This is a genomic window from Novipirellula methanifontis, assembly GCF_052161655.1.
Classification (GTDB): domain Bacteria; phylum Planctomycetota; class Planctomycetia; order Pirellulales; family Pirellulaceae; genus Novipirellula.
Window position 1 is genome coordinate 9,682,566 of the sequence record NZ_CP197418.1, and the last position, 26,485, is coordinate 9,709,050.

General features: G+C 54.3%; 16 protein-coding genes. 6 read left to right on the plus strand and 10 right to left on the minus strand.

The window, feature by feature from the left end; genetic code table 11:
- The first annotated feature begins 4 nt into the window (after nt 1–4).
- From SH528x_RS34395 to SH528x_RS34405, 3 genes are all read left to right on the plus strand, one after another.
- Nucleotides 5–1,795 carry a PLP-dependent transferase gene (locus tag SH528x_RS34395; RefSeq protein ID WP_442507934.1) on the plus strand — a complete coding sequence of 597 codons (1,791 nt, stop codon included), beginning with the start codon at nt 5–7 and terminating at the stop codon, nt 1,793–1,795.
- Nucleotides 1,796–2,088: 293 nt separating this feature from the next.
- Nucleotides 2,089–5,193: a PSD1 and planctomycete cytochrome C domain-containing protein gene (locus SH528x_RS34400; RefSeq protein WP_442507935.1), complete on the plus strand. Its 3,105-nt coding sequence runs from the start codon at nt 2,089–2,091 to the stop codon at nt 5,191–5,193.
- A gap of 37 nt (nt 5,194–5,230) precedes the next feature.
- Nucleotides 5,231–6,625, plus strand: coding sequence for a DUF1501 domain-containing protein (locus SH528x_RS34405; protein ID WP_442507936.1), 1,395 nt, complete (start codon nt 5,231–5,233; stop codon nt 6,623–6,625).
- Between the two features lie 22 nt (nt 6,626–6,647).
- Here the strand turns inward: SH528x_RS34405 and aat are convergent, their stop codons facing one another.
- Nucleotides 6,648–7,307 carry a leucyl/phenylalanyl-tRNA--protein transferase gene (aat, locus tag SH528x_RS34410; RefSeq protein WP_442507937.1) on the minus strand — a complete coding sequence of 220 codons (660 nt, stop codon included), beginning with the start codon at nt 7,305–7,307 and terminating at the stop codon, nt 6,648–6,650.
- A 349-nt stretch (nt 7,308–7,656) separates the two neighbouring features.
- On the opposite strand from aat, the gene SH528x_RS34415 reads away from it, so the two are divergent.
- The gene (locus tag SH528x_RS34415; RefSeq protein WP_442507938.1) at nt 7,657–8,295 is read left to right on the plus strand and encodes a GxxExxY protein; all 639 of its coding nucleotides are present in this window, start codon (nt 7,657–7,659) and stop codon (nt 8,293–8,295) included.
- A gap of 236 nt (nt 8,296–8,531) precedes the next feature.
- Here the strand turns inward: SH528x_RS34415 and SH528x_RS34420 are convergent, their stop codons facing one another.
- From SH528x_RS34420 to SH528x_RS34430, 3 genes are all read right to left on the minus strand, one after another.
- Entirely contained in the window at nt 8,532–9,812 is a 1,281-nt protein-coding gene (locus tag SH528x_RS34420) for a hypothetical protein (protein ID WP_442507939.1), read from the minus strand.
- 254 nt (nt 9,813–10,066) lie between these two features.
- On the minus strand, nt 10,067–11,200 hold the full coding sequence (locus SH528x_RS34425; protein WP_442507940.1) for a lactonase family protein: 1,134 nt from the start codon (nt 11,198–11,200) through the stop codon (nt 10,067–10,069).
- Nucleotides 11,201–11,466: 266 nt separating this feature from the next.
- Nucleotides 11,467–13,026, minus strand: a complete 1,560-nt coding sequence (locus SH528x_RS34430) for a sulfatase-like hydrolase/transferase (RefSeq protein ID WP_442507941.1) — start codon at nt 13,024–13,026, stop codon at nt 11,467–11,469.
- Nucleotides 13,027–13,208: 182 nt separating this feature from the next.
- Here SH528x_RS34430 and SH528x_RS34435 point away from each other — a divergent pair, with 182 nt between their 5' ends.
- Nucleotides 13,209–15,131 carry an OPT family oligopeptide transporter gene (locus tag SH528x_RS34435; RefSeq protein ID WP_442507942.1) on the plus strand — a complete coding sequence of 641 codons (1,923 nt, stop codon included), beginning with the start codon at nt 13,209–13,211 and terminating at the stop codon, nt 15,129–15,131.
- Between the two features lie 412 nt (nt 15,132–15,543).
- Nucleotides 15,544–16,644, plus strand: coding sequence for a fatty acid desaturase family protein (locus SH528x_RS34440; protein WP_442507943.1), 1,101 nt, complete (start codon nt 15,544–15,546; stop codon nt 16,642–16,644).
- Nucleotides 16,645–16,797: 153 nt separating this feature from the next.
- Here SH528x_RS34440 and SH528x_RS34445 read toward each other — a convergent pair whose 3' ends face one another.
- From SH528x_RS34445 to SH528x_RS34470, 6 genes are all read right to left on the minus strand, one after another.
- Nucleotides 16,798–18,195: a DUF1501 domain-containing protein gene (locus SH528x_RS34445; RefSeq protein ID WP_442507944.1), complete on the minus strand. Its 1,398-nt coding sequence runs from the start codon at nt 18,193–18,195 to the stop codon at nt 16,798–16,800.
- A 99-nt stretch (nt 18,196–18,294) separates the two neighbouring features.
- Nucleotides 18,295–21,177, minus strand: coding sequence for a PSD1 and planctomycete cytochrome C domain-containing protein (locus SH528x_RS34450; protein ID WP_442507945.1), 2,883 nt, complete (start codon nt 21,175–21,177; stop codon nt 18,295–18,297).
- Nucleotides 21,178–21,185: 8 nt separating this feature from the next.
- Nucleotides 21,186–22,868: a LamG-like jellyroll fold domain-containing protein gene (locus tag SH528x_RS34455; protein WP_442507946.1), complete on the minus strand. Its 1,683-nt coding sequence runs from the start codon at nt 22,866–22,868 to the stop codon at nt 21,186–21,188.
- Complete coding sequence (locus SH528x_RS34460) at nt 22,865–23,410, minus strand: sigma-70 family RNA polymerase sigma factor (protein WP_442507947.1); 546 nt, start codon at nt 23,408–23,410, stop codon at nt 22,865–22,867. The genes SH528x_RS34455 and SH528x_RS34460 overlap by 4 nt, the downstream gene beginning before the upstream one ends.
- A gap of 165 nt (nt 23,411–23,575) precedes the next feature.
- Complete coding sequence (locus SH528x_RS34465) at nt 23,576–24,709, minus strand: DUF1559 domain-containing protein (protein WP_442507948.1); 1,134 nt, start codon at nt 24,707–24,709, stop codon at nt 23,576–23,578.
- 284 nt (nt 24,710–24,993) lie between these two features.
- Nucleotides 24,994–26,202: a vWA domain-containing protein gene (locus tag SH528x_RS34470; protein WP_442507949.1), complete on the minus strand. Its 1,209-nt coding sequence runs from the start codon at nt 26,200–26,202 to the stop codon at nt 24,994–24,996.
- Nucleotides 26,203–26,485: the final 283 nt, after the last annotated feature.

Genomic DNA, 26,485 nt, shown 5'->3' on the forward strand with positions numbered 1-26,485 from the left:
CGCGATGTCCGACACGAACGATGCTTCACTCGCGGCGATGCGGAACCTTTCACCTCGCCGCAATACGACCGCTGCCGAAAATGTCGACCAACTTGTGGCCGAACAACTTGTCCATTTTGGAATCAATCCGGCCACGGATCATGGCCGCTCGCTAGCCAACATTGCTCGGCGGCTCTACGAAGCCAGCGCCGATGCCGACACGCTATGGCGACTGACACAGCAGTCAATCACCGATCTTGATCGCTCGGATCGAATCGCCTACTTCAACTCCAAAAAGTTCCTCGCTTTTCAAACGGCCAAACTACTCGACTCGCTGCAAAATCCGTTTCGCCGCAGCTACCAATCGCTCGACCTCGACTACTCGACTCAGACGGCCAAAGGCCCCTATGCGGTCTTTGACAACGTCACAGCAATCTTTTCGGCGACCCCGGTGATCGCTCGCACCGCGACCTATATCTACGCCTGTGCCGAATGGATCGCGGATGCGTTTCAAGGTAAAGAGTTGTTGCTAGAGATCTATTCGCGGCTGCTCAACCCCACTTCGGTGTCGCTCGCCAATTTCATTGTCGACATCGAAGCCGGGCCGTATGCCACCGAATACTTTGCCTGGAATTTCAACAGCGGAATGGCGGCCATCGATGGCGTGTTGTCTCACGTTTTGGGCCGCGACGACATCCTGATCAGCAGCCGCAATATTTACGGCGGTGCACATCAATTGATTCACGATTGGTACGCCAAGCCATCGAACCTGAGAGTGGGTGTGGAGACATTTTCGGGATACGGCGCCGAGGACTTCCAACAATGCTGGGAGCGAACGCGAGAGAAGTATGCCGATCGCATCGCCGAAGGCCGCAACGCGTACGTTTATCTCGAATCTCCTTGCAATCCTCACGGCTACATGCTCGACGTCCCAGGAATCTGTCGCGCCGCCCACGCCGCAGGACTGAAAGTGATCCTCGACGCCACGGTTGGCACCCCATTTTTGGTGCAACCGTTGCAGCGAGCAGACGCGAACGAACGCCCCGATTTTGTAATCCACAGCTATACCAAAGATCTGTCGGGGGCCGGATCCGCGATTGCCGGAGTCGTCATCGGCCGTAACCACGACATGTTCATCCCAAAAGGCCAATCGTCTGATGGTGTGGCGTGGAACGAGACGATGTTTTGGAATGTCTATTACGTCAAAGGCGCCTTCCTTAATGCCGACACCGCGTTCGAAGTGATCCAAGGCATGCGCACGCTCGGTGTTCGCATGTTAAACAAGTGCATCAACACCGAGATACTGGCTCGCTTCTTTGACGCCCATCCCAACATCGAAGTGCACTGCAACGCACTGAAACACGACGAGAATTCGCCGCTACGCGAAAAACTTTCCTTTATCGGTTTGCCTGCTCCACTGTTCACGATCGATATTACAGGAGTTCCGCCTGAGGTTTTCCAGCGTTTCTTTGACTCGCTGGAACCGATGTTCGCTCACATGATCAGCCTTGGACAATCCAATACGATCGTTAGCTGTCCCGCACTGACAACCCATTCCGAACTGGACGAAGCATCGCTTACCGCCAGCGGCATTAGTCCGACGACGATTCGCTTGGCGGTCGGCAACGAAGACTCCAAGGACTTGATCGCTCACTTTATTCAAGCGGCACGCCTGGCGATCGAGCCTCATGTCCCTGGTTTCTGCGACGGGTTTCTTTCCGCAGCCGATATCGACACACTGGTTCGTGACTGCTACGTCGACGGCCATCGACGTTACATTGAATCCAAAACGTCCATGGCCGAGCATCTGGCGTAAGCCGACAACCCCGGCGGCGGCTATTAGCGGTGCGGCGTTTCCTCAGCGGAAATCGCATCATTTCCTGCCCCCCATTGTTATTCGCCCTCTGGAAGGTGCGTATGCGATACAATCAACACAGTGTATAGAGTAGAGTTGGAGGGCGATCGACGGTTTCCCCAGTACGTTATTCCCTCCACTCGCTCCATCGACTTGCTGCACAACCGGCAAGTTTCCCACCCAGTGCGACCTCACCCCACCCGCTATGGTCGCATAGAAATCCCGCCAAGCCGTTACGAAGAAAGTGGATAGAAATGCAATCAATCCATCAAAAACGTCGACGTAACCGAACGTTTACCCGATTCACTTGTGGGCTGCTTGGATGGGCGTTTCTTTACTTGCCGCAGCCCACCAAGAGTTACGCGGACGATTTCTTTGAATCCCAGATCCGTCCGCTGCTGATCACGCACTGCATCGAGTGCCATGGACCAAAGAAACAAGAATCAGGACTCAGGCTTGATTCACGCAGCGGGTGGCTCCGCGGCGGCGATAGCGGTGCAACGATCATACCGGGCGATCCCGAAAACAGTCTGCTGATCCAGGCGGTAAACGATTCCGATGACACGGTGCAGATGCCGCCCGACGGAGCCAAACTCACTCCGGCGCAGATCGCCGACCTTGTCACTTGGGTCAAGCAAGGAGCGGTGGATCCGCGTGTCGAAAAACCAGAGAGCGGATCAGCATCAGACGCGATGGATCTCGAATCGGCAAAACAGTTCTGGTCCTTTCAGCCTGTGTCAAAGCCACCGTGCCCCGAAGTCCAAAACACACACTGGATGGCTAATCCGGTGGATGCCTTTGTCAAATCGAAACTTGAACAGCAAGGATTGACTCCGGTTGGCAAAGCGGATAAACGCACCTTGATCCGCCGTGCGACGTTCGACTTGACTGGGTTACCTCCGACTCCGTCGGAGATCCAGAATTTCTTGAATGATTCATCGCCGGATGCGTTCGCATCGCTGGTGGATCGTCTGCTGCAATCGCCCGCTTATGGTGAACGTTGGGGACGCCACTGGTTGGATGTCGCACGTTACGCAGACACCGCCGGCGATGGTGCCGATTATCCTGTCCGAGAAGCAGGCAAGTATCGCGATTGGGTGGTCAATGCAATGAACCGTGACCAGCCGTATAACGAATTTGTCCGCGAACAGATCGCGGGTGACATTTTAGCGTCAAGCGGCCCTGCGGATCGATACGCCGAGCGGGTGACTGCGACCGGTTTCCTCGCCATCGGAAAGCGTTACGGGTACGCCCCCAAGCCTGATTATCAATACCTTGATTTCGCCGACGTGATCGATTCGGTGGGCCGCTCGATCTTGGGGTTATCGCTGGGCTGTGCCCGCTGCCATGACCACAAATTCGATCCTGTATCGGCAGAGGATTACTACGCGTTGTACGGCATTTTTGAAAGTACAAAATGGGCATTTCCCGGAGGCGAAGCGCACAAACGCCCGGCTCACTTTCCTCCCTTGGTGCCCGCCGCCGAGGCCGCGCGGCTTGACAAAGCCAAAGCCGACGAACTTGCTCGATTGAATGGAAACATTGCACGCCTGACGCGAGAGCGTTCGGAATTCGATGGCAAATCGCTCGCTGGCGGAGTCGACCTCGGCTGGGAAGCCCAAACGCTCGACAAACCACCGTCCAAGCCATGGTTTACCAGCGGCCCGAACCTGATTCTCGCCGAGGCGCAGAGTCCCTTCACCCATATTCATCCAGCGGGAACACGTGGCGTCCGCGTGGCAGCTCCCAGACCGCACGATGGGATCCGCTACGGTTTTGAACAAGCCTTGCATTCGGTAACGGGAAAGCAGATCCACTTTAGCATCGACTTCCGCACCAGCACCGCATCGACGCCGCAGGGGGCGTACCGCTTCTTTCTCGGCCGCGGAGTGGCCCAATCGCTAGCGATCGAGTGCAGTGTGACCGCCACCGAGTTCGCGATTCGCAGCGGAGGAGAATGGGACATCATTCGCAAGCTCGAACCGGGAATGTGGTACACGCTGCGTGTCACCCTCGACCATGAAAAGAAGACGTACTCCGGCATTGTTGGAACGACCGACGAGCTCAACGAATTCAATGACAAACCCCTCAATCCAAACTGGGATGGGATCGTCGATACGTTCATTTGTGATGGGATCGGGCATGTCAGCGGCCCCGCACCGACGCGTGACATCGACAATATTGGACTGCAAGAAACCGCGTTCGGAATCCCAGGCAGCGGTCCTGTGGTCATCCCCGAACCTACCCCCGGCACGGAACAGCGGTTGGCAGAACTGAATGCTCAATTGGCAGCGGTGACGAAACAACGCGACGCGACGCTCGCAGCGTCTGCCTATCCGGTCGCCTACGGTGTCAGCGAAGGTACACCGACCAACACACGAATGCAACAACGTGGTGAACCCGAGCGGCTCGGTGACGAGATACCTCGACGTTTCGTGGAAGTTCTTGGCGGAGACACGCTGCCGCCCGACTCGACCAGCAGTGGCCGGTTGGAACTAGCCAATTGGTTGACCCGCCCTTCGAACCCGCTCACCGCACGCGTCTTTGTAAACCGGGTTTGGCAATGGCATTTTGGCCAAGGATTGGTGTCAACGCCCAGTGATTTTGGGGCTCGTGGGGAACGCCCGAGCCATCCCGAATTACTCGACTGGTTGACTTCAGAATTCATCGAATCGGGTTGGTCAATCAAGTCGCTTCATCGCCAGATCATGAATTCACGCACCTACATGCTTTCGAGTGATGATCACGCCAAAAACCTTACCGCCGACCCGAACAATCGTTGGCTGTGGCGTTATTCGCGACGACCGCTTGACGCGGAATTGATCCGCGATGCGATGCTCGCCATCAGCGGCCAACTCGACCGCAGCGTTCCACAATCTCATCCCTTTCCCCCGGTCGACCAATGGGCCTTTACCATCCACCGACCGTTTCATGCGGTTTATGAGTCTAATCATCGCAGCATTTATTTGATGGTCCAGCGAAACCGCCGTCATCCTTTCCTGGCGATGTTTGACGCGGCAGACCCGAATACCAGCGTGGCGAGACGGTTGCCGACGATAACGCCGACTCAGTCGTTGTTTCTTATGAATTCACCATTCGTCCATCAACAATCCGACGCATTTGCCAACCAGCTGTTAGCTATACCGGGCGACGATGCTTCGCGTGTACGTTTCGCGTACGAGAGCGTGCTGGGGCGCGCGGCGACCGACGCCGAGGTCGACGAGACGTTGTCGTTTCTGTCTGTCTACCACAGCAAGCTTGCGGCATCAGAAAACTCCGAACGAGTAAATTCGGTCGGCGTCTGGGCCGCGTTTGCACGCGTGTTGTTATCCAGCAATGAATTTCTACACGTGGACTGAGCAAATGTTTTGCATCCCTTTTTTCCCAAGATCAGAAATGCACAATTCTTTGCAGACGAATCGTCGCGAATTCTTGCACCATGCCTCGGGTGGCTTTGGTGCGATTGCATTGGCGGGAATGTGGAACGAAATCCAAGCCGCATCGACCGACCCGCTGGGTGCCAAACCAGGTCATTTCACCGCCACCGCCGATCGCGTGATCTTCATTTTTTCGACAGGCGGTGTATCCCACGTCGACACGTTTGATCACAAACCTCAGCTGACCGCCGATCATGGCAAGTCAATCACCGCATCGCGCTGGCTGAATAAACCAGGCCAATTCGAAAGGTTCCTGATCAAGCCTCGCTGGGGATTCAAACAGTTTGGCCAAAGCGGCACCTGGGTCAGCGACCTGTTCCCGCAGCTAGGGTCAGTGATCGATGACGTCTGCGTGCTAAACGCGATGCATTGCGAAAGCGACGGTCATGACAAGGCGACGCTAGCTGCTCATACGGGATCGGCCCAGTTCGCTCGACCGAGTGCCGGTGCCTGGGTCAGCTACGGCCTGGGGACTGAAAACCAAAACCTGCCTTCGTTCATGGTGCTCGCTCCGGCAGCTCCCTACGCGGGCGCGCAAACCTGGGGCAGCGATTTTCTGCCCGCCTGTCACCAGGGCACTCACGTCATGCCAGGCGAGCAACCACTTCCGAACATCCACGCCAAGGTTCCAGCCGAGCTGCAACAGATGGAGCTCGCGATGTTGGAAAAATTGAATCGTGCTCATTTGCAACAACACGATGCCGACCAGGCTCTCGATGCCCGCATCCGCTCGTTTGAAACGGCCTTCGGAATGCAACGCGAAGCCCCCGAAGCATTCGATTTGTCGGGCGAGTCCGAAGCGACGATGAAAATGTATGGTTTGCAACGTGGTGCCACGAGCGGGTTTGGTTGGCAATGCCTTGTTGCCCGTCGATTGGCCGAACGCGGCGTGCGTTTTCTCGAGTTGATTGATGTCGGGTCGAGCTCGAACTGGGATTCGCACGGGAACATGAACGACCACCAACGGTTGGCCAAAGCGATCGACCAACCGATTGCCGGCTTGCTAACCGATCTGAAACAGCGAGGTATGCTCGATCGCACGCTGGTGGTGTGGACCACGGAGTTTGGCCGCACACCGTTTCACCAGAAAGCGGACCATCCCGGCCGCGAGCATCACAACCACTGCTTCTCGTCCTGGATGGCCGGAGGCGGAGTGAAGGGAGGGATTGTGCATGGTGCGTCAGATGAACACGGCATCATGACGGCCGAAGGAGCGGTCCACACGCATGATTTGCACGCTACGATCCTGCATCTACTGGGCATCGATCACGAACGATTGACCTATCGTTATGCCGGCCGCGACTTCCGCTTGACCGACGTACACGGACGCGTGCCTAAGGAGATTCTAGCGTGAATGGCGAAATCTGATTCACGGCTCACTTGCCCAGCGCCTCCTTTACCAAACGAACAAACGCGTCGCGAGAAATCATTTCGGCCCCCATCGACAAAAGATGCTCACTTGGGAATTGACAATCGATCACGTCGAATCGCTCACTTTGTGCGACGGAGATCAGTGCCAACTTGGACGCATTGGGTTGACGATGGAACATTGATTCGCCGCAGAAAACATTGCCGATCGTGACGCCGTAAATGCCTCCGACCAGCGTTTCGCCGCTCCAGATCTCACACGACTGGGCATCCCCGCTGAGATGCAATTGCAGATACGCTTCGATCATTTCAGGCAAGATCCAGGTGCCGGGATTGCCGTTGCGAGGCATCGCACATTGGCGAACGACTTGCTCGAACGCTTGGTTCCAAGTCACGCGAAACGTTTGGCGACGGATCAGCCGTGCCATACTTTTAGAGACGTAGATCGCGTCGGAAAAGATGACCGCACGCGGATCCGGCGACCACCACAGGATCGGCCCCTCTTCGTCATACCAGGGAAAGATGGCGTGGCGATACGCCGAGCGCAAACGCTCGCTACTAAGATCACCGCCGACCGCGAGCAACCCATCGACCCCGTCGGCGCAAATCGCAGCATCCAAGGGGGGAAACCAAGTCGGGTCATCGTTTCGCAGGGCAGCAATCTCCATCCGCCCATGCTATCGCAACCACGAACCATCCATCAACCTGCGAGAATTCAAGAAACGCTATCGAAATCAGTCTCGCCTCATCCCTCCTAACCTTTGCGACGGAGAAATGCTCGGTTGAAAAGAATTAACGCAGAGGACGCGGAGACGCAGAGATTCGCAGAGGACGCGCGGATATGGCACATTTTAGAAGAATACTCAAATCCGACACCAACGAAAAATAGCGGTACGCCAAACCTCGGCATCGGCAGGCTTCTGTATTCAGTGCGTTAAAATGATCATACAAGCCAAGTGCAAATGCGAAATCGCAATTGCATATTTCTGCACCAAAGACATACGTTCGGAGGATCAGATGAATACGGAAGAACGACTTGAGTTAATGGAACACCAGCTCGCTGAGATCCTTCACTTACTCAAACCTAAACCTGATAAGGTAAATCGGATTCAACAATCAGAAGCCGATTTCGCTATTGACCCCAATGATATTCCGTTCATCAACGCGCTGCTTCAGCGAATCAACGAGAGAAATAGCGAGGGCGACTCACTTTCAATTGCTGAAGGTGATGAAGAGTATGACATTAGCCAGCAAAGCGAACTTTGGCGTGATAAGCACGAGAACGAAATATCTCATGCAATCATCGGTTGTGCGATCGAAGTCCACAAAGAACTTGGCCCCGGCTTGCTCGAATCGGCATACGAAGAAGCACTTTGCTATGAACTCAGCGAAGCAGGGCTTTTATTTGGAAGACAGCAGAGAGTTCCGATTCGATACAAAAAAGTGATTCTCGCAACTCCATTAAAACTGGATTTGATTGTCGAAGGAAAAATCATCGTCGATAACAAAGCCAAACAGACTGTCACTCCGATCGATAAGCAGGCACTCTTAACTTACTTGCGACTCCGCAAGGTCCACCTGGGACTGATCATCAATTTTCACGAACTGAAATTGGTCGATGGTGTCCAGCGAATCGTGAACAACTTGACTGAATAGCGATCTTTTAACATACAGTCGGAACAAAGTGCGTGGCAAGAATGACACGGTCACCGTGGAGAGACGAAATCCTGCCCTTGCCTACAGCCATTTCTTTCTCTGCGGCCCTCTGCGTCTCAGCGGCCTCTGCGTTAAGAAACATTCGATGCCCAGACGTTATTTTCCTTATCAATCGCAACGTAACGCGACCCCACCCACTGCGGAGTCGCTGCTTTCGATATGTCAGTTCAACTCGATTACGTTTTGGGTTTAATGAACAACACTTCGCCACGCTCGATCCATCCCTTTCGCAGATCGACTCGGAACCATCCCTCACTATTCTTTTTATGAAAACGTGTGGGCGAGCGTTTCCCGAATTCCTTCAAGTCGTACTGAGCCCATGACTTGCCCATGTCCGTTGAAACGATGAACCCGGTGTCATACGGCGAAGCCAGCGCGTAATGCGCCGACAAAATCACGTCGTCTTCGATGATCATGTTCGCCGACTCATATTTCGGATTGAACATCATCGTGTGCTTTTCCACATTGGCAATGTCGGCGGGATCGCAGTGGAAAAGGCCACGATCATGAGGCATCGTGCCGTTGTTTCCATTCGCGTCGGCAGCCCAATAGAGCCGACCGTCGACGAAGTTAATGCCACCCGACTTGAAACGCGAGTTGGAATTCACCGAGACGAGAACCTTCCAATTCCAAGAATCATTTGCCGCGTCATAGGTGCCACGCAACCAATGACACTCGTGCACGTCGTCGCGGTCGTGGTCGCCGGTGCAGGCGTAAAATGCATTTTCGACCGGGTTATAGGCGACCGAGTGAATGTGCCGAGCCACCACCGGATTGTCTGGGTTGCCCAACCGATCCTCTGCTTTGGATCCCGGTTGTTGAAAGGTTGGATTTTTCCCAAACGCGTAGGCAATTTTGACCGTTTCACCTTGGTCGGTCGAGTAATAAATATTGACGGGAACCGCGCCGCCGAGGACGTTGCAATAATTGCCCCACACCAACATTTCCGTCCCGCCTACGTCCCACGTATGCTCGCCATCGAGCGGATGGAAATACCATCCTGGAGCGTTCGGATCCAATGGCGTGTGCGGAATGTAATCACTGCCATCAAGATCTTTGACGATGATCTGTTTGTGTGTCTTCAGATTATCGGTACTGAGATAAAGCTTCGTTCGCGTGGCAAAGAGAATATTTCCATTACCGAGAATGCAACTGAACGTGATGTTATCCGCATTGCGAAACACCGTCTCATGTGGCCATGTTTTACCATTATCTTCGGACAGATAAATTTTGCCGAGCCCGAAGCCAAACGCCTTGTTCCCACGCTGGGAATCGATGTACGGGCCTTCCGGGGCAAGCCGATACCAAAAGTGATCGGTGGAGCGGATGTCGGACGATGCCGCGTGCAATTCGCTGCTAGGCAGAACCAAACCGCCAGCGGTCACCGCAGTGGCGGTGGCGAGAAATTGCCGCCGCGTCGAAGAAGAAAGCGAATTCGCGATTGTTTTAGACTTCATTGCTTGGATACTCATCTTTAAAGGTCGTTAACCTGCTGGGACAGGCCATTCGGTATAACGCACTGATCTACTGTTCTGATAACCATTTCGCTTTCTGTCGCCCCTCCGGGGCTTTGTATCATTCTTTCTTCGTTTTCCTGGGGCTTTCGCCCCAGGCTACATGCTGCCGTCACTGGCGTGGCTGAAAAACGCAACTTCAAAACTTACGCGTCGGGTTGTGATTATCAATCACATTCAACTACGTGTTGAATTCTTTAATTTGCCGGCAACCAACGTATACACGCCGGCATTGAGATCGAAATCGGATCTCCGTTGGCGGTCAATCCACCGGTCTTTGAATCGATTCGAAACACCCTCACGTTGTTCCCGGTCATGTTCGCACAGAGTAACCAGCGCCCGTCGGGGGTGACCAACAAATTCTGAGGACCGCCACCGAAACTGGGTTCAATACCGACCAGACTCAACCTGCCATCCGAACCAATGCGATAGATCGCGATGCTGTCGTGCCCACGATTGGTACCGTACAAAAACTGGCCATCCGGCGTGATCTTCAAATCGGCGCAATAGCTCGTACCCGAGAAATCCTCAGGCAATGTGGAGATCGTTTGCTGCGGCGTTAGCGTGCCCGATTCCGTGGCATAGTTGAAGAAGGTCACCGTGTTCGTCAACTCGTTAATGACGTACACTCGTTGACCGCTCGGATCGAAGGTCAGGTGGCGAGGTCCCGAACCAGCTGGCAAGCTAGCGAACGGTTGCACGTCGTTTGCGACCAGTTTTCCGTTGGCCGCATCAAGTCGATAGATCAGCACTTTGTCGAGTCCCAAGTCGGCCGCCAGCGCAAAGCGGTTGTCGGGACTGATCACGATGCTGTGTGCGAATGGTCCCTTCTGACGTTTGGGGTCCACGCTGGATCCTTCGTGTTGGATAAACGAGGCGGCTTCCTCGAGCGATCCATCCTCGCGTACCGGCAATGCAGCGACACTACCGGATGCATAGTTAGCGACCACCACCAATTTTCCGCTGGCGTCCACGTCGAGATAGCAGGACGCGGTACCGCGCGCCGATTGTCGGTTCAAACGCGTTAACTTTCCCGTCTCTCCTTCGACAGCGTAGGCCGCAATCGATTCATCCTCGTCGCCACCGAATTGATCCGTATCAATGGCGTACAAGAAATTCCCATCGGGCGAGAGTGCCATGAAGAACGGTTGGCCAATGCCAGTGGTTTGATTCAGCGGTTTTAATGCTCCCGTTTGTGTATCAAAGCGAAAGGCATGGATAGCCCCTTCATCGCCTGATTTAAACGCCGAGACAAAAACCACTGGTTCGCTAGCAGCGACCGACACAGAGATAAAAAGCAGACCGAAGATGGAAAGAATGAAACGACGCATCTCTTTTCCTAGATTGCTTGGATGATAAAAAACCCGAAAACAACAACTCACGGTTTTACGAACAATACTTTGGTAGTGGACGAGGCTACGAGTCCAAGAATCACGAGAAATCGCGTTTCGCTATGGGACTCGTAGCCTTGGGGACTCGTAGCCTTGTCCACTACGTAGCTTATTGCTATGGGACTCGTAGCCTCGTCCACTACGTAGCTTGTTGCTGAGGGACTCGTAGCCTCGTCCACTACGGGACTTGTTGTTGCCTTGACCGTTTACGGCAACTGCGGGCGGAGCTCGTTTCCGGCATCGTCCACGGGATAGACTGCGTTGTGTTTCTCGAGTTCAGCGATCAGTCCGAGCATCATCCGCCGGAGCACTTGCGGATGAGAATCAGCGAGATTGGTCGATTCGAAGGGATCATCTTTCAAATTGAATAGTTCGTGGTGTCCGCCTTCAAACTGGATGAATCCCCCAGTGGTCTTTTCCTCGGGCAAGGTGTGATAAATCACCTTCCAATCGCCATCACGCCAAGTAGTGAAGTAATTGCTGCGATGCGGTCCGTGAGGATAATGCATCAAAAATGTTTTCGGACGTTCCGAGTCCGACTTTCCTGTTAGCAGCGTTTGCAACGGCTCTCCATCGACCACGTAGTCTGAAGGAACGTCACACCCGGTAAGCTCTGTGATGGTCGGAAACAGATCTTGCACCGCAGCGATTTGATTTTGAATCGCCCCGGCGGGAATCGGAAGCTTGCTTTGCAAAGCGTTTTCCGCATCGGGTTTCGCCCAGGCGGCGATAAAGGGAACTCGCATACCGCCTTCGTAGTGAGCTCCCTTTTTGCCTCGCAGTGGCGCGGCACAAGCGACTTGGTGCTGATGTCCAAGCGGAGCGTCGGAACCGTTGTCACCGAGAAAAAGGACCAGCGTGTTTTCGGCAACACCGAGTTCTTCTAAGTGATCAAGCATATCGCCGAGCGACTTGTCCATGCCTTCGATCAGCGTCGCAAAAGCTTGTGCGTTCTTCGGCTTGTCCGAGTCCTTGTAATGATCGGCAAAACGTGGGTCCGAATCGAACGGAGCATGCACAGCGTAGTGAGCAAAGTACAGATAGAACGGCTCGCCACTTTGCACCGTTGCGGTGACCTGCTTTTTGGCTTCGATCGTCAACGCCTCGCTTAAGAACGTGTCGCTGCCGTGATATTTTTCTAAGTGCGGCACGGCGTGATTGGCACGCTTGGTTCCGTGACCATAGTTCTTTTCGCCGTAATAGCTTCCGGGTGCGCCAAAGGCGGCACCCGCCACGTTCACGTCGAACCCAAGATTCAGCGGTTCGGCACCTTCATGATCTTCTGGCCCAAAGTGTGCTTTGCCGACATGAATCGTGCGATAACCACAATCACTCAAGACGCCGGGGAGCGTGACGTCTTCTCCTTTCAGACCTTCCCAATTCCAATCCGGTGCTCCGTGCGGCCCGGCGTTATCCTTTTCGGGATTGATCCAGTTCGTTGCACGATGGCGAGCGGCATTTTGTCCGGTCATGATCGAATTTCGTGTCGGCGAGCAAACACTCATTGCACAGAACTGGTTAAAACGAATGCCTTGATCCGCCAACCGCTGCATCGCGGGGGTGCGGTAATAGTCGTTTAGTGGATAACGTTTGGGATTCCCATCGGCGTCCGTTAAAAATGGCACCGATGTATCCATCACTCCCATATCGTCAACAAGAAACACCATCACATTGGGACGGTTGGCTTGGGGCGACTGAGCCGCCGCAGACGCGAACGTCATCAGGACAGCGAGACACGACAACAGAACTGGGTGCAGTGTATTCATAGGGTGAAGGGAACCGTGAGGCGAGGAAACCGTGAGGCGAAAGCGGTTACGATCGGTGGGATGAAAGGCCGGTAGGAATCCAAATTCCAAATTCCGACGCCCCTTACTTTAGCTGACGCGAACTGGTGTGTGGGCGAAGAAGCCCCAAATCACAAATTCAAAACTGCGAAGAAGAAAAATCGATGAACGATCCGAGCACATCTAAACCCGGCATGCCCCCCGCCACCCCCACAGACGGATCTTTCGGGGGCGGCGAATTGACGCTGCGAGTGATCGTGCTAGGACTGCTGCTGTCGGTCGTGATGGGAGCCGCGAACGTGTATGTCGGATTGAAGGCCGGCATGACCGTTTCCGCATCGATCCCCGCTGCGGTGATGGCGATGTTGTTGTTCCGGCTGCTGTTTCGTCAATCCACGGTGCTCGAGGCCAACCAAGTCCAAACGTGTGCCTCGGCAGGCGAATCACTCGCTGCTGGTATCATCTTCACGATGCCTGCGATGATCTTGATCGGGTATTGGCAGTCGTTTGATTTCTGGACCGTTTCGATGGTCGCGCTGACCGGCGGGCTGCTGGGAATTCTGTTCATGATTCCGATGCGACGCGTCTTTGTCGCCAATAATCCCGAACTGCCGTTCCCCGAAGGCGTCGCGTGCGCAGCGGTCTTAGAAGCGGGCGAAGGCGATAACAATGACCAACATGATGCTGCAACGGGATTGATCATCGGCGGAATTGTCGGTGCCGCGTTCAAAGTCGCCGCGGGCTTTCTGGGGATCGTTCAAGATTCATTGCAAATAGCCAAAACAGCCGGCGATCGCATCTTTTATTTCGGAGGCGACTTGTCACCAATGCTGGTCGCGGTCGGCTTTATTGTTCGCTTGCACGTCGCAATCTTGATCTTCATCGGCGGCACATTGGGGTGGTTGATTGGCATCCCACTGCTTGGCGGTGCAAGTGAATATGTAGATCCCATCGATGGTGCATGGACGATTTGGAGCAGCGAGATTCGTTACGTCGGCGTCGGCGCGATGGTGGTCGGCGGAATCAGTTCGCTGTTTGCAGTACGAGCCGGATTGATTGCTGCAGTACGAGAGCTTTCGCAAGGACTTCGCGGACAGACTCCTCTACGCAGCGAGAGCGAACGCGACATTCCATCGGGGTTGATCCTGACGCTCGGGATCGCTTGCACCATCATGCTGGCGATTTTAAACTATCGCTTCACCGGAGACGTTGGCGTCACAACGCTTTCTACCCTCGTGATGTTAATGATGGGCTTCTTTTTCACTGCCGTCGCCAGCTACATCGTGGGGCTGGTCGGCAATTCTAACAGCCCGGTCTCGGGAATGACGATCACCGCGGTACTGGCGGCGGGCGGATTGCTGTGGTTGTTCAATTACTCGGGCACCCAAGGCATGGTCGCGACGCTGGGGATCGCCGCTGTGGTTTGTTGCGTCGCATGTACCAGCGGCGATGTTTGCAACGACCTGAAAACGGGCTCAATCGTGGGCGCCGCTCCGTTTCGGCAACAAATTATGCAAATCGGTGGCGTCAGTGTTGCTGCGTTTGTGATGGCACCGGTGTTGACGCTGCTGCACAACAATACGCCCGGCGGAATTGGCGGCGAAAAGTTATCAGCCCCGCAAGCGAGCTTGTTTGCCAGTCTGGCGCGTGGGTTCGCGGGCGAAGGGGAGCTGCCGTGGAACTTGATCGGCGTCGGTGCCGGAGTGGGCATCGTGATTTTAATCATCGATGAAATCATGAAACGACGAACGAAACATCGTGCCCACTTAATGCCTATCGCTGTCGGCATGTACTTGCCGTTTGGACTGGCCACGCCAATTCTGATCGGTGGCATCATCGCCAAGCTGTGCACACGTGACACACCTCCCGCCGAACATGACCGTGTATTGCACCGCGGCATCTTGTTCTCGTCCGGAGTAATCGCCGGCGAAGCACTCACTGCCGTGGGGCTTGCGGGTTTGGCCGCAATTGGAATTACCGCGATGAACCTCGAGCTATCGGCGAGCGTGCTGACCACGCTAACTCTGGCGGTCGCGGTCGCGATTGTCATCCTCTTTGTGATGATGACTCGGCCCCATAAGTCTTAATAATTGGCCCACTTATTGCACACCATCGGCAATCATTATCGTCTCGTGTTGGCTAATCTCTCCGCCCCCGCGGGTAGAAGCACGCCAGCCTTACGGATTCGCTTTAACTTGCACCTATCCACAGCCGAAATAAAATAAAGATGGAACATCGGCGGACGTGTCCCAGTTAGGGCTCCGCTCTCATTTCAAACCCCTTAAGAACCGTTTGTGTGAGCCGTGACGCGTGAGCGGCCGGGTCCTGCGTATTGCGTGCGTTACGGCCCACGGCTCACCACTGCGATTTGCATTTCGATTCAATCGACAGCTCCCCAACTGCAGGCGACGTGAGGCATGCCCTCTAATGGGCAAAGAGAAACGCGAAGGAACCAAAATAACGAGCAGCGTGTCCCCACCAATCAACTTAGTCTCAATCATGTCAACCAACACAACGAGATCCTCTGAATTCTCATATACCGAAAGCCGTCATCTGATCGGTGACCTTTTTCGGCCACAGGCTTGGATCTATTGGACCGACTTTCTGCTCACCTATGCAGCGGGGGCCCTCTGCCTCACTCAAGTTTACGGTGGCCCGATTTACGGGCGCCACCAAGGTTTTCAAGGCACATTTCAGCAAACGTTTTTCTTCTTTGCCTCGGTCCTGCTGTTCTACCGCGCGTCGTTGTTCATCCATGAAGTGGTCCATCAACGCACCAACGAACGGCTGAAATGGTTCCGGATTGTGTGGAATCTGCTCTGCGGCATTCCGTTCTTGATTCCGTCATTCGTCTACTACACGCACATCGATCATCATCGCCGCAAACACTATGGCACCGATCACGATGGCGAATACTTGCCACTTGAACATCAACGAGGGTGGCAGATTCTGTTCTACCTTTCGTGGTGCTTCGTCATCCCGATCGTGGCCGTCATTCGCTTTCTCGTGCTCACTCCGCTGGCCTGGGTCATTCCCGGTTTTCGGGCATTTGTCCATCAACATGCTTCGTCAATGGTGATGGATCCGACCTATATCCGCCCGCTGCCGACGAAGAAGACGCTGAAAATCATCTACATCCAAGAGCTTGGCTGTTTTCTGTGGAGCCTTGTGATCATCGTGATTGCTCCATTGGCGGTGGGCCAGTGGCCGACGCCGTTCCTGATCAATGCCTATCTGTTGTCGGTGTGCATCATCTTCCTGAATTCGGTACGCACGATTGGATCGCACCGCTGGTCCAACAATGGCGAAGAGATGGAGTTTTTGGATCAGCTGCTCGATTCGGTGAACTATCCGCACAACGCGTGGATCACCGAACTTTGGGGCCCTGTGGGAACACGCTTCCACGCGCTGCACCATCTGTTTCCCTCGCTGCCCTATCATGCATTGCCGCAGGCACATCACCGGTTGATGAAGTCGCTGCCCGCGAATTCACCTTACCGCTTGACCGAAGAACGCTCGCTGACGGCAGGCATTATCAATTTGGTCAAACGGAATCGACAGACGACGATGCAAGCTGCAAGTCATCAGGCGTCCACGTAGAGAGCGCCGCCGATCGTTTGCGGGTCGACGTTTGGATCGCGGGGGACGTTGATTGCAATACTACAGATTTTGCAATGTGGGATAGGCTTCCAGCCTGTCGAGGATGCTGATGACAGGCTAGAAGCCTATCCCACATTTTGGAGCGATCAACGACTATGCGATCAGGTCGTGGATCACTTCGGCGCCGAACTGGCTGAGCTGTTTATAGCGGCCACCGTGAAAGTAGGTCAGTTTGTTGTCATCGAGTCCCAACAAGTGCAACAACGTCACGTGGAAGTCGCGGATCGGATGAACACATTCCACCGCGGACGAACCGAGTTCATCCGTCGCCCCCACCACGCCTGGTTTGACGCCGCCGCCCGCCATCAACATCGTCATCGCTTGATTGTTGTGACCGCGACCAAGCGAATAGACGCCGCCGCGTTTGTTGTTATCCGGTGTACGTCCAAATTCGCCGGTCCAAATCACCAACGTATCTTCTAACATTCCACGTTGCTTCAGATCGCGGATCAATGCGGCCATTCCCTTGTCGACACTCTTAATTCGTGCGGTGTGACCACGCTCGAGATAATCGTGGCTGTCCCATCCGCCGCTAAAGATTTGCACAAAGCGAACACCGCTTTCGACCAAGCGACGCGCCATCAAACATTGACGACCGAATGTCTCGGTTTCCGAATCATTCAATCCGTACATCTCCAGCGTCTTCGCATCTTCTTTTGCCAGATCGATCACGCCAGGCACGTCAGTCTGCATCCGGAACGCCAACTCGTAGCTTTCCATCCGTGCGTTCAGCTTCTCGTCTTCGGCTCCCAACGACGTCAAATGCTGAGCATTCAGCCGGGCCAATTCGTCGAGCGCTCGCCGTTGATGCTCGCGTGTCTTGAATTGCTGCGGAGCCAGGTCCAAGATCGGTGACCCCTGAGGTCGCAACCGAGTGCCTTGGTAGTAAGGCGGCAGGAATCCGTTGCTCCAGTTGCCCGGTCCGCCTTGCGGCAACGCCATTTCGGTCATCACCACGTAGCCCGGCAAATTCTGGTTCTCACTGCCCAGTCCGTAAGTGGACCAAGCCCCCAGAGCCGGGTCGCCTCCCAAACGGCTGCCCGTGTTCATGTGGAACAGAGCCTCGGGATGGTTCAGCGATTCGGCTTGGCAACCGCGATAGTTACACAACTCATTGGCCACGTACGGGTCGGAAAGATATTTCCACTGATCGCACATGTCGATCCCGTTATCGCCAACCTTGTTGAACCCAAAAGGGCTGCCGACAAAGAACTTGAATCCTGTTTCTTGCCCCGCCGCCAACTTGGATTCCGATTTGTGCAATCGAGTCAATTCGGGCTTGGGATCAAAGGTGTCCATATGCCCTGGGCCGCCTTCCATGAACAACATGATGACGTTCTTGGCTTTGGCCGGATGCATCGGTGGCTTCGGTGCGAGCGGGCCCGCGGGCGCCGCTTTCACCGCTTCGCTTGCCATCAAATCGGTCATGGCGACGGTACCCAAGGTTGCCCCAAGACCGTACAGAAAAGATCGTCGGTTTTCGTTTAACATGGCATTAACTCTTCGAAAGGAAATGAATCGGGGCGATGAGCCAGGTGATGGCGTTCGCGAATGGGAATGATGGAATGACAGGCTAGAAGCCTATCCCACTTAGTCGACGTACATGAATTCATTGGTGTTCAGTAACAACAGACACATGTCGGCCAACGCACGGGTTTGATCCGATACATCCGCAGCTTTTTTGTCGCGTTCATAGCGTTCAAAGATCGGCAAGATCTCTTCATACTGGAACGGTTGGCCTGAGAACTCTTCAACCAACGACTGAGTGATGACCGTCGGATATTCCACCGGCTCGGGATCAACCGATTGATGGTACGCATGCATGTCTTTGACATAACGCGACAACTGTTGCTGTTCATCGGCGGTCGCATGACGCCCCAATGTCAAGCGAAACGCACGGTCGATCTGTTCGGACAGCGTCTTGCATTCCTGTTCCAATCGCAGTGCCAACGCCACCGAACGATCGGTCATCGTGTCACTGTTGAGCAGCGTGAAGACTTGTGGTGTCACCGAAGCCGTCTCCCGCAACTCGCATGAATCGTTCGGATTCGGCTGGTTGAACAGTTCGGTAAACGGATCAGCCAATCCACGCACATGGTAGGCATAGATCGTCCGGCGGTTCCGCAACTCGGGGGTCCGCGATGGTTGGTACGACGGAGCCAACGAGAATTGGATCATTCGCGGTTGCAGCGCCACTTCCATGTTGATCTCGGGACTGATCGGCAATCCACCCTCACACTGCTGTAACTCGCCGGTGATCAACAGGATCGAATCTCGCAGTTCCTCGGCACTTAAACGGCGTCGTGGGAAATAGGAGAGCAATTTGTTGTCAGGATCCGTTTCGGCGATCCGTTCTGCGTCCACAGGAATCGTAGAACGTTTGTACGCGTCAGACATCATGATGTTGCGATGCATCCGCTTGATCGTCCAGCCGTTCTCGATAAAGTCGCTGGCAAGGTAATCGAGCAACTCAGGATGCGAAGGCTTCGCTCCCTTGCCGCCGAAGTTGTTTGCATTTGCGGCCAACCCGACACCAAAATGGTACTGCCAAATACGATTGACGATCGATCGCTGCGCCAATGCGTTCTCAGGGTGTGCGATCCAGCGAGCCAGTCCCAATCGTCGACCATCGACGGAATCGGTCAGCAAATAAGGATCTTCGGCCTTTGGATCGACTGGTACCGACACCGCACTCAACACGCCTGGTGCGACTTGATCGCCCAGTGCCGTCAGTGCTCCGCCGACCAAAATGTGATTAACGAGCGATTCCTTTTTCTTGTCCGGAGTGATTCGCAATTTGCGAGCCCCGTTCCAAGCCAACTTGCCAAACTCGGCGTTGTAAACGCTTTGCGCCATCGGTTCGTAACGTTCGAGTCGGCGAGTCCAAATCCACTCATCTTGCTCACGAACTTTCAGCTGACCTTGCTCGACGTGATCCAGGCCGACGTGCCGCTCAGGCTTCTCTTCGTCTGGCAGATCCTTTCGCTGATTTTCATTCTTGTACGGCAAATTGTGCTCGTCGAACCACTTGCGAGCCGCGGCTTCGCGTTTGTTCACCAATTTTGTCTTTTCGGAAACTGCAAAATCGAGCATCTTCTGAACATGCTCACGACCTTCATCGAACTGCTCGCGATTTTCGATATCCAAAAGTGGCACATTCCGCTCGGCCATGTGCGTCGCTGCAAACGCCGAATACATGCGGTAATAATCACGCGTCGGAAGCGGATCAAATTTGTGATCGTGGCATTTGCAACATCGCATCGTGGTGGACAAGAACGTTTGACCGGCGACATTGACGAGATCGTCTAGAAAAATTTGACGAGCCTCGTCCGCTTCGATCATCGCGTTGTCCCAAGGTCCCAGCCGTAAAAAACCAGTGGCGACGATCCACTCGGCCTCCTCAGGCGTGTAGTCACCTTTGAGCTGGGCCTTTTTCACCGCTCCTTCGTTACCTTTGCTGCGAGCTCGCACCGACTCGTCGGCAAGTTCATCGCCAGCGATCTGCTCGACCACGAATTCGTCGTACGGTTTATCGTTGTTAAACGCTCGAATCACATAGTCACGATAACGCCACATATTGGATCGTTCAAAATCGTTCGCCATCCCTCCGGTATCGGCATAGCGAGTCACGTCCAACCAATGGCGGGCCCAGTGCTCGCCGTACGCAGGACTCGCAAGCAATCGATCCACCAACTCGGACCAAGCCGCTTGCGAATCGGTATTCCAAACCGCAACAAACGCATCGACTTCTTCGGGCGTTGGCAGCAATCCGGTCAAATCCAAGGTCGCACGACGAACCAAGTCTTCTGGACTCGCATCGCTAGCCGGCTTCAAGTCCGCTTCGACCAGTTTCTTGTCGACGAAATAGTCAATCGCCTCGGATGCATCCACGGACGCGGGCAACAGGTCGTTTTTGTCTTTCAGTGGTTCGAACGACCAGAGGTCTTCGGGTTTGTAGCGACGATGAGTCCACTCGCTCGATGTACCGCCACTGGTGGTCACGATAGTGCCTTCGTCGGTCACACGTTGCTGGCGTTCTTCATCGCGATAACGCGTCTGAGCCGCCTCATCAGGCCAAGGTGCTCCGTTTTCGACCCAGCGGCGAACGACCGCAACTTGTGCTTCCGTCAAACGGTCATTTTCTTTAGGCGGCATCTCCAGCGTGGTCCACGTGATCGCATCAATCAGTGTCCCTTCGTCCGGTTTGCCCGGAACAACCGATGGTTCTTCGGATTCGCCGCCGCGCAACATATCCGCGAGTGTCAGCACACTAAACTCGCCTTTGATGTCATCCGCATCCGCGCCATGACAGCCAAGACATTTGTCTTTCAGCAGCGGTAACACCTTCAAGGTGAATTCACGCTCGGCCGCTTCGTCGGCCAGCACGGTGCTAGTAAACACGGTGCTAGTAAACACGGTGCTAGTTACTAGCGCCGCGACCAGCAAAGGAACGATTCGAATGCTACGGATCATGTCACACATCAATAGGGATCTCCCACCTTATAAATTTCACTAATTTCTTGCTGCGACAATGCTCCAGAGAACATTGCAAATTCGTCCATCACACCATTCAGATTCCGCACCACAAACGTGGCATCGGTGCGATACATCGGCTGGCTCCAATTACAAATGGATGCCGCGCCGATCTCGATTGTTTCTGCCAGCGATTCGGAGGGAATCGCCTCACTGCTAATTTCCGTTCCGTTTAAATAGTGAGCGACTCGCTGGGCATCCACGTCATAGACGGTCGCCAACATGACCCAGCGGCCACTGAGCGAGGTGTCCCAAATCGGCTCGGAATAGTAGATTTTGTGCGTAAATTCTTGCTTTGCTTGCGGATCCGCGGGCGGTGCCTTGACTGAAAAGAACATCCTGCCGTCCTGCATGATTTGCCAGTGCGGCTCGCGAACTTCATGACCGTCGGTCAAAAACAGCGAGTTGTACCAGCGGTCCAGGCTGTTAATTTTGACCCAGCAAAACAGAGTCAAACCTCGGTAAGTGCCCGGAACATCCAAACGAACACGACTGCCGGTACGACTGAAATCCAATGCACCCCCACTGCGTCCCCAGCGGTCGGTTGCCCGTTCGGCGGCAACCACCGCGCCATCGGATGCAACGTCGCCGCGTCCGGAAGCAAGGTTCAGCAATTGCCGCGACCACTCCGCATCCGGATCGACTTGATAATGGGCAATCAACCGAGGATCGGTTTGCATTTGATCGCTGGCGGCTTGCCACCGCTGCAAACGACCCGATTGCGACTCGGCAAGTTCTTTTTGAAACGCGACCGGGCCAACTAAATTTAGATCCACGGATTGGGTTTGCGAAACCTGTCCATCGGACATCAGATCAACCGACTCGCCCTCCAATAGACGAAGTGAGTCCGCGTCCGATCCGCCCCCTTGAGGGCGCAACTCGACTTCGCCATCGACCACCTGAACACTTGAGCGATCATGCGTCACATCGACAGCAAACTCGGTGCCCAAGTCAACGACTTCGCCCGCCGCGGTCTTGATACGAAAACCGTGTGCTGCATTAGGCACCTGAGCCCGTGCACGCCCCCGGGTCATACTGATTTGCATCGGTGAATCGATCGAGAAAATAGCCTCGCCTTGAATCACAACTTGCACACCGCTGAACAATTCCAAGTGCACCAAGCCGGACTTTAAATGCAAATCGCCCTCGGGCAGTAAGCCACCGCTTCCGACAGTGGCTCCTTCCCAAACGGCTTCGCTTTGGCCGCTCAAAATAGCAAACCCGCTCGCCGATGGCTCTTCAATAGCAGGGCTTCGTGGTGCCGCTTCATTTGCCGCGACAGCATCGTCCTGGCCTCCGACTCCTTGAATCAGCGGCACCGCAATCAGCAAGCTTGCCGCGACAGCAAGCAGAGTCCCCACCAACAACAACATCCGGCCTGACTTGAATTGCTGGGCAGCAGCATGCTCCGCCGCAACTCGCTCGGCCACAGGCATCGGATGCGCTGATGGGTCCAACAGCGACTCGGCGGCTTCACGTTCCAGCAGCAAATCTAATTGCAGTCGCCGGTAATATTCCTGTCGTACCTCCGGATCGACAATCAGCTCGGCTTCGATCCTGAGGAAATCGGATTCGCTGATGTCACCATCCAGAAGTGAATCGAGCAAGGTGGAGCGTTGGTCAGGTGTCATTCCATTTCTCCTGAAGTCACGAGCCGCTGTTCAATACAATCCGCCAACTTGCTACGGAGCCGATGCAGCGTCACTTTGATGCCGCCCACCGATCGACCAACGCGTTTTGAAAACTCAGCCAACGGTTCCGACGACGCGTAACGACACATCAACAGTTCACGACTCTCGGGTTTAAGCGACTTCATACATTCCCGCAGCGCCGCATGTCGCTGCAACAGATCATCATCCAGAGCGACCAATTCGTCCGCCACGGTGACTTCTAGCTCGTCCGAGAATCGCAAGCGGGCGTCTCGGGCTTGCTGTTTGCGATGATTCAGGACTTCGAAGCGGGCGATCGCGAAGGCCCAGGCCTTGAAATTGGTTCCGGGCTCGAAATCGGCCCGCTTTTCCCAAATCTTGGTATTGGTTTGCTGAATCACATCACTCGCCGCATGATCCCCCGGCATCAATGCACGGACGTACAGCATCAGTGGCAGCTGACATTCGGTCAGCTGTCCCACAAACGTGGCTTCGTCGGCAGAGTGAGAATTGGGTGTGTGCATACCAATAAATGCCGTGTCCGAGAAAAGGTTAACAAGAAAAAAGTCGCGGCTTCGCTTTTTCTTGGCTCATGGAGATTCCTTCATTGTAGAGCGAAAATCTCCGCAAACGCGGGTTTTTCGGGAGCATCAGGGGAAATGTGGATGTCGTGTTTGCCCCTCAGCTGATCAATACGATCCTTCGCTCAAGACAAAATCAGACTGTGGCACATCGCTTTCGGTCCCGCTCGGCGTTAGCAACGCTTGATAGACGCGGTAGTCGATCGTGTCGGTGATGAAGCGAGTACTTCCATCGGCCATGCTCACGTTGACGCCATCGACATGGGCTGAAGACGGGCGGGCCAGGTCACCCGCGTTTTCTCGCGTCATTCTCAAATCGACCAAACTCGCTCTTTCCGACACGCCGTTGATTCGATGCGCCGGATTTACCTTCGGTGCATCCGCTGCACCCTCGTTGTATTCGAAGTGCCAAACAATTCCATGAACGTATCGACTGGTTTCCGGGTAGTGAATTTCGGCTTCTTGATCCTCCAGCTTCAGATCGTTCGCTTCAATGAAGCCAGCTCGATGCCATGGCATCGCCTGCAAATTCTCGGCAAACAGAATCGTATTGCTGTGTCCATCTTTTATATCATCCAAACGTACGGGAGGCCCCACTGACACTGGGCTACCCTGTGCGTCGAGCCCAGGAAACTTGTTGTTGAACACTCCATTGGCAGTCCGCATCGAGCGGGCAAATTCAGTGGCCTCCGATCCACGATAAAACATGCCGGTGTTGCAGGCGTAGCTGTTTCTTCCGTGAGTGATATCATCCAATGGTCGCGACGGGCACTGAAAGATCTGCAGGTTAGGTGTAGCGATCGCCGAAAATCCAAGTCCTGATTGACCATCCGAAAGTGGCAATGCATTAAAGCCACCAAACACAACCGGGTACCGGTCATCCGCCCAAATTTCATACGTCGGTTGGGCGTCAAGCCATGGGAGCAACGCAACCGCCCATGTTCCCAGCTTGCGATGCTTCACCGATGTCGCAGTCCATCCTTCTTGGTCAGTCCAACTCGCGGGTGAGTTGTCGGGATCATAAAAGCCGAAGGAGATCGCGTAGCCTGGAAACGCATTCCTTGACACCTCATGCTGAATCGCCGCCAACGCAAAGTTTTTGAGATTCGTCGAACACTGATTACGGCGATGTGGCGGACGAGGTCCATTGATCGTAGGGATCAATAGAAACAACAGGATTAATGCACAAACGACACCAACGACCAGTTCCACTTTGGTGATTCCAATTCTGCCATTCTTCATCGGTTGACTACGCTTCGTGGTCAGAGCTTTGAGTAGGTTGGTCAATTCACAACACTCGTTCCTGCCGGACAAGCCGGCAAGGGCATTTTCATCTTTGATGTAGCTACCGTCGCCAGACGGTGGACCACGTTCTGGCGAACGCAGCTATTTTTTTAACCTACGTCATTTCTCAAATTGCTCTAGTGCACGGTGATGCCAGGCGGTTAGGGGTGGACGAAACTCTTGGCGAGTTTCGCTACGGGACGGGGCACGCTGGCGGGCAGCCTGCTATTTCGGAAAGTCTTCTATTTCTCGAGTTCAAAACCGGAGGCTTCCAGTTGCTTTTGAACGGTTCCGGAGAAGGCGTCTCCGAATGTTGCCTCCTCAGATGGCTCCGCTAACTTGGATTGCTCGGCCGCAACATAAGCTTGACGCTCTTTGTTCACGGCAGCCATTTTGGCCTTGATTTCCGCACGACGTTTCGACATTGCCTCGACTCGTTTGAGCCGCTCGGCGGGCGAAAGTGACTGCAATTCCGCCGGTAAATCTTCGACGTCAATCTTGGCAATCGCATCCTTGTCTTCTTCGTAAGTATCGACTAAATCACGTCCGACGTTGCGATACAGTGAACTGGATTTGGTAGCGGCACGAATGCTGAGCCCGCCAAAACCACTGGCATTGAAATCTTGCGCCGCCTGGTTTTTTTCGTAACTGTCTCGTTTGTTCTTGGATCCATACCAAAGATACGTTTTGTTTAATTCATTATTGAGTCTAATAATGATCGTGTCTTGCGGTGCCTTGATGTGCACCACTTTCTCATCCTGATTGATGTTCAAATACTCGCCTTCGGCCAGATCGGCACCGTCTTTCCACTTGCCGTTGATCCCTTGTTGATAGTCGCCACAGTGGATGGTGTTGACGACAACGCCAGCACCAATCGCCTTTTTACAAGCCGATCGATAATCGACCGATCCTTGCGTGAACGGTTCGTTACCGGCGATGAAGATCGCTTTGTAGGCGTTCGGTTCGCTGCTCCAATCAAGTCGCTTGACCGCTTCCTTAATCACCGCGCCACAGTACTCGTCGCCCCCGTTGGTGCGGAGCGCGAACAGTGCTTCGGAAACCTTGTCCAGATCATCGGTCAGCTTAACAACTTGGCGAATGTAATCTTCGCTAGCGGGCAATCCCGAATTGCCGTACTCAAACACCGCGACGCGAAGCAGTGGCGTTTTGCCTCTCTTTTTGGCTTTGGCGAATTCTTGGACAATGTTCCAAAGCTGACTTTTGGCTTGACCGATCAATCCGTCCATCGAATTGGAAGTGTCGAGCAAAATCGCCACATCGACCGAAGGCCGTGTTCCCGAAAACGGTGCCTTCTTTTTGGAGTCCGACTTTTTATCCTTGTCTTTTTCAATCGTGATCGTGACACCTTGGGCATGGACGACGGGGATCATTTGCTGGCTAAAGCCAATTAGAATCGCCAGCGGTAACACGAACTTTAGAGTCGCTTGCATCGGATTTCTCCAAGAAAAGAAAGGGTTCTTGTACGGATAAGCGGAACAGCGATGGAACGTTTTTCCGTCGCGAGCTTCGGGGAATAGGTAGATCGACGTTGTCGGACTCGGATCTTTCTATTCTACCCGGCGGGGGATGGTCGCGTGGGAAAGATGTGCTCTGAAGGGGCCGTGAGGCACCGGGGCAAAGGTGCGCCCAGCAGTTTTCGCAAACACTTGCTTCACCCGCCCAGCAACGCTGGGACGGTCGAAAACCGAGCCTTCAGCGAGATTTTCGGGGAGG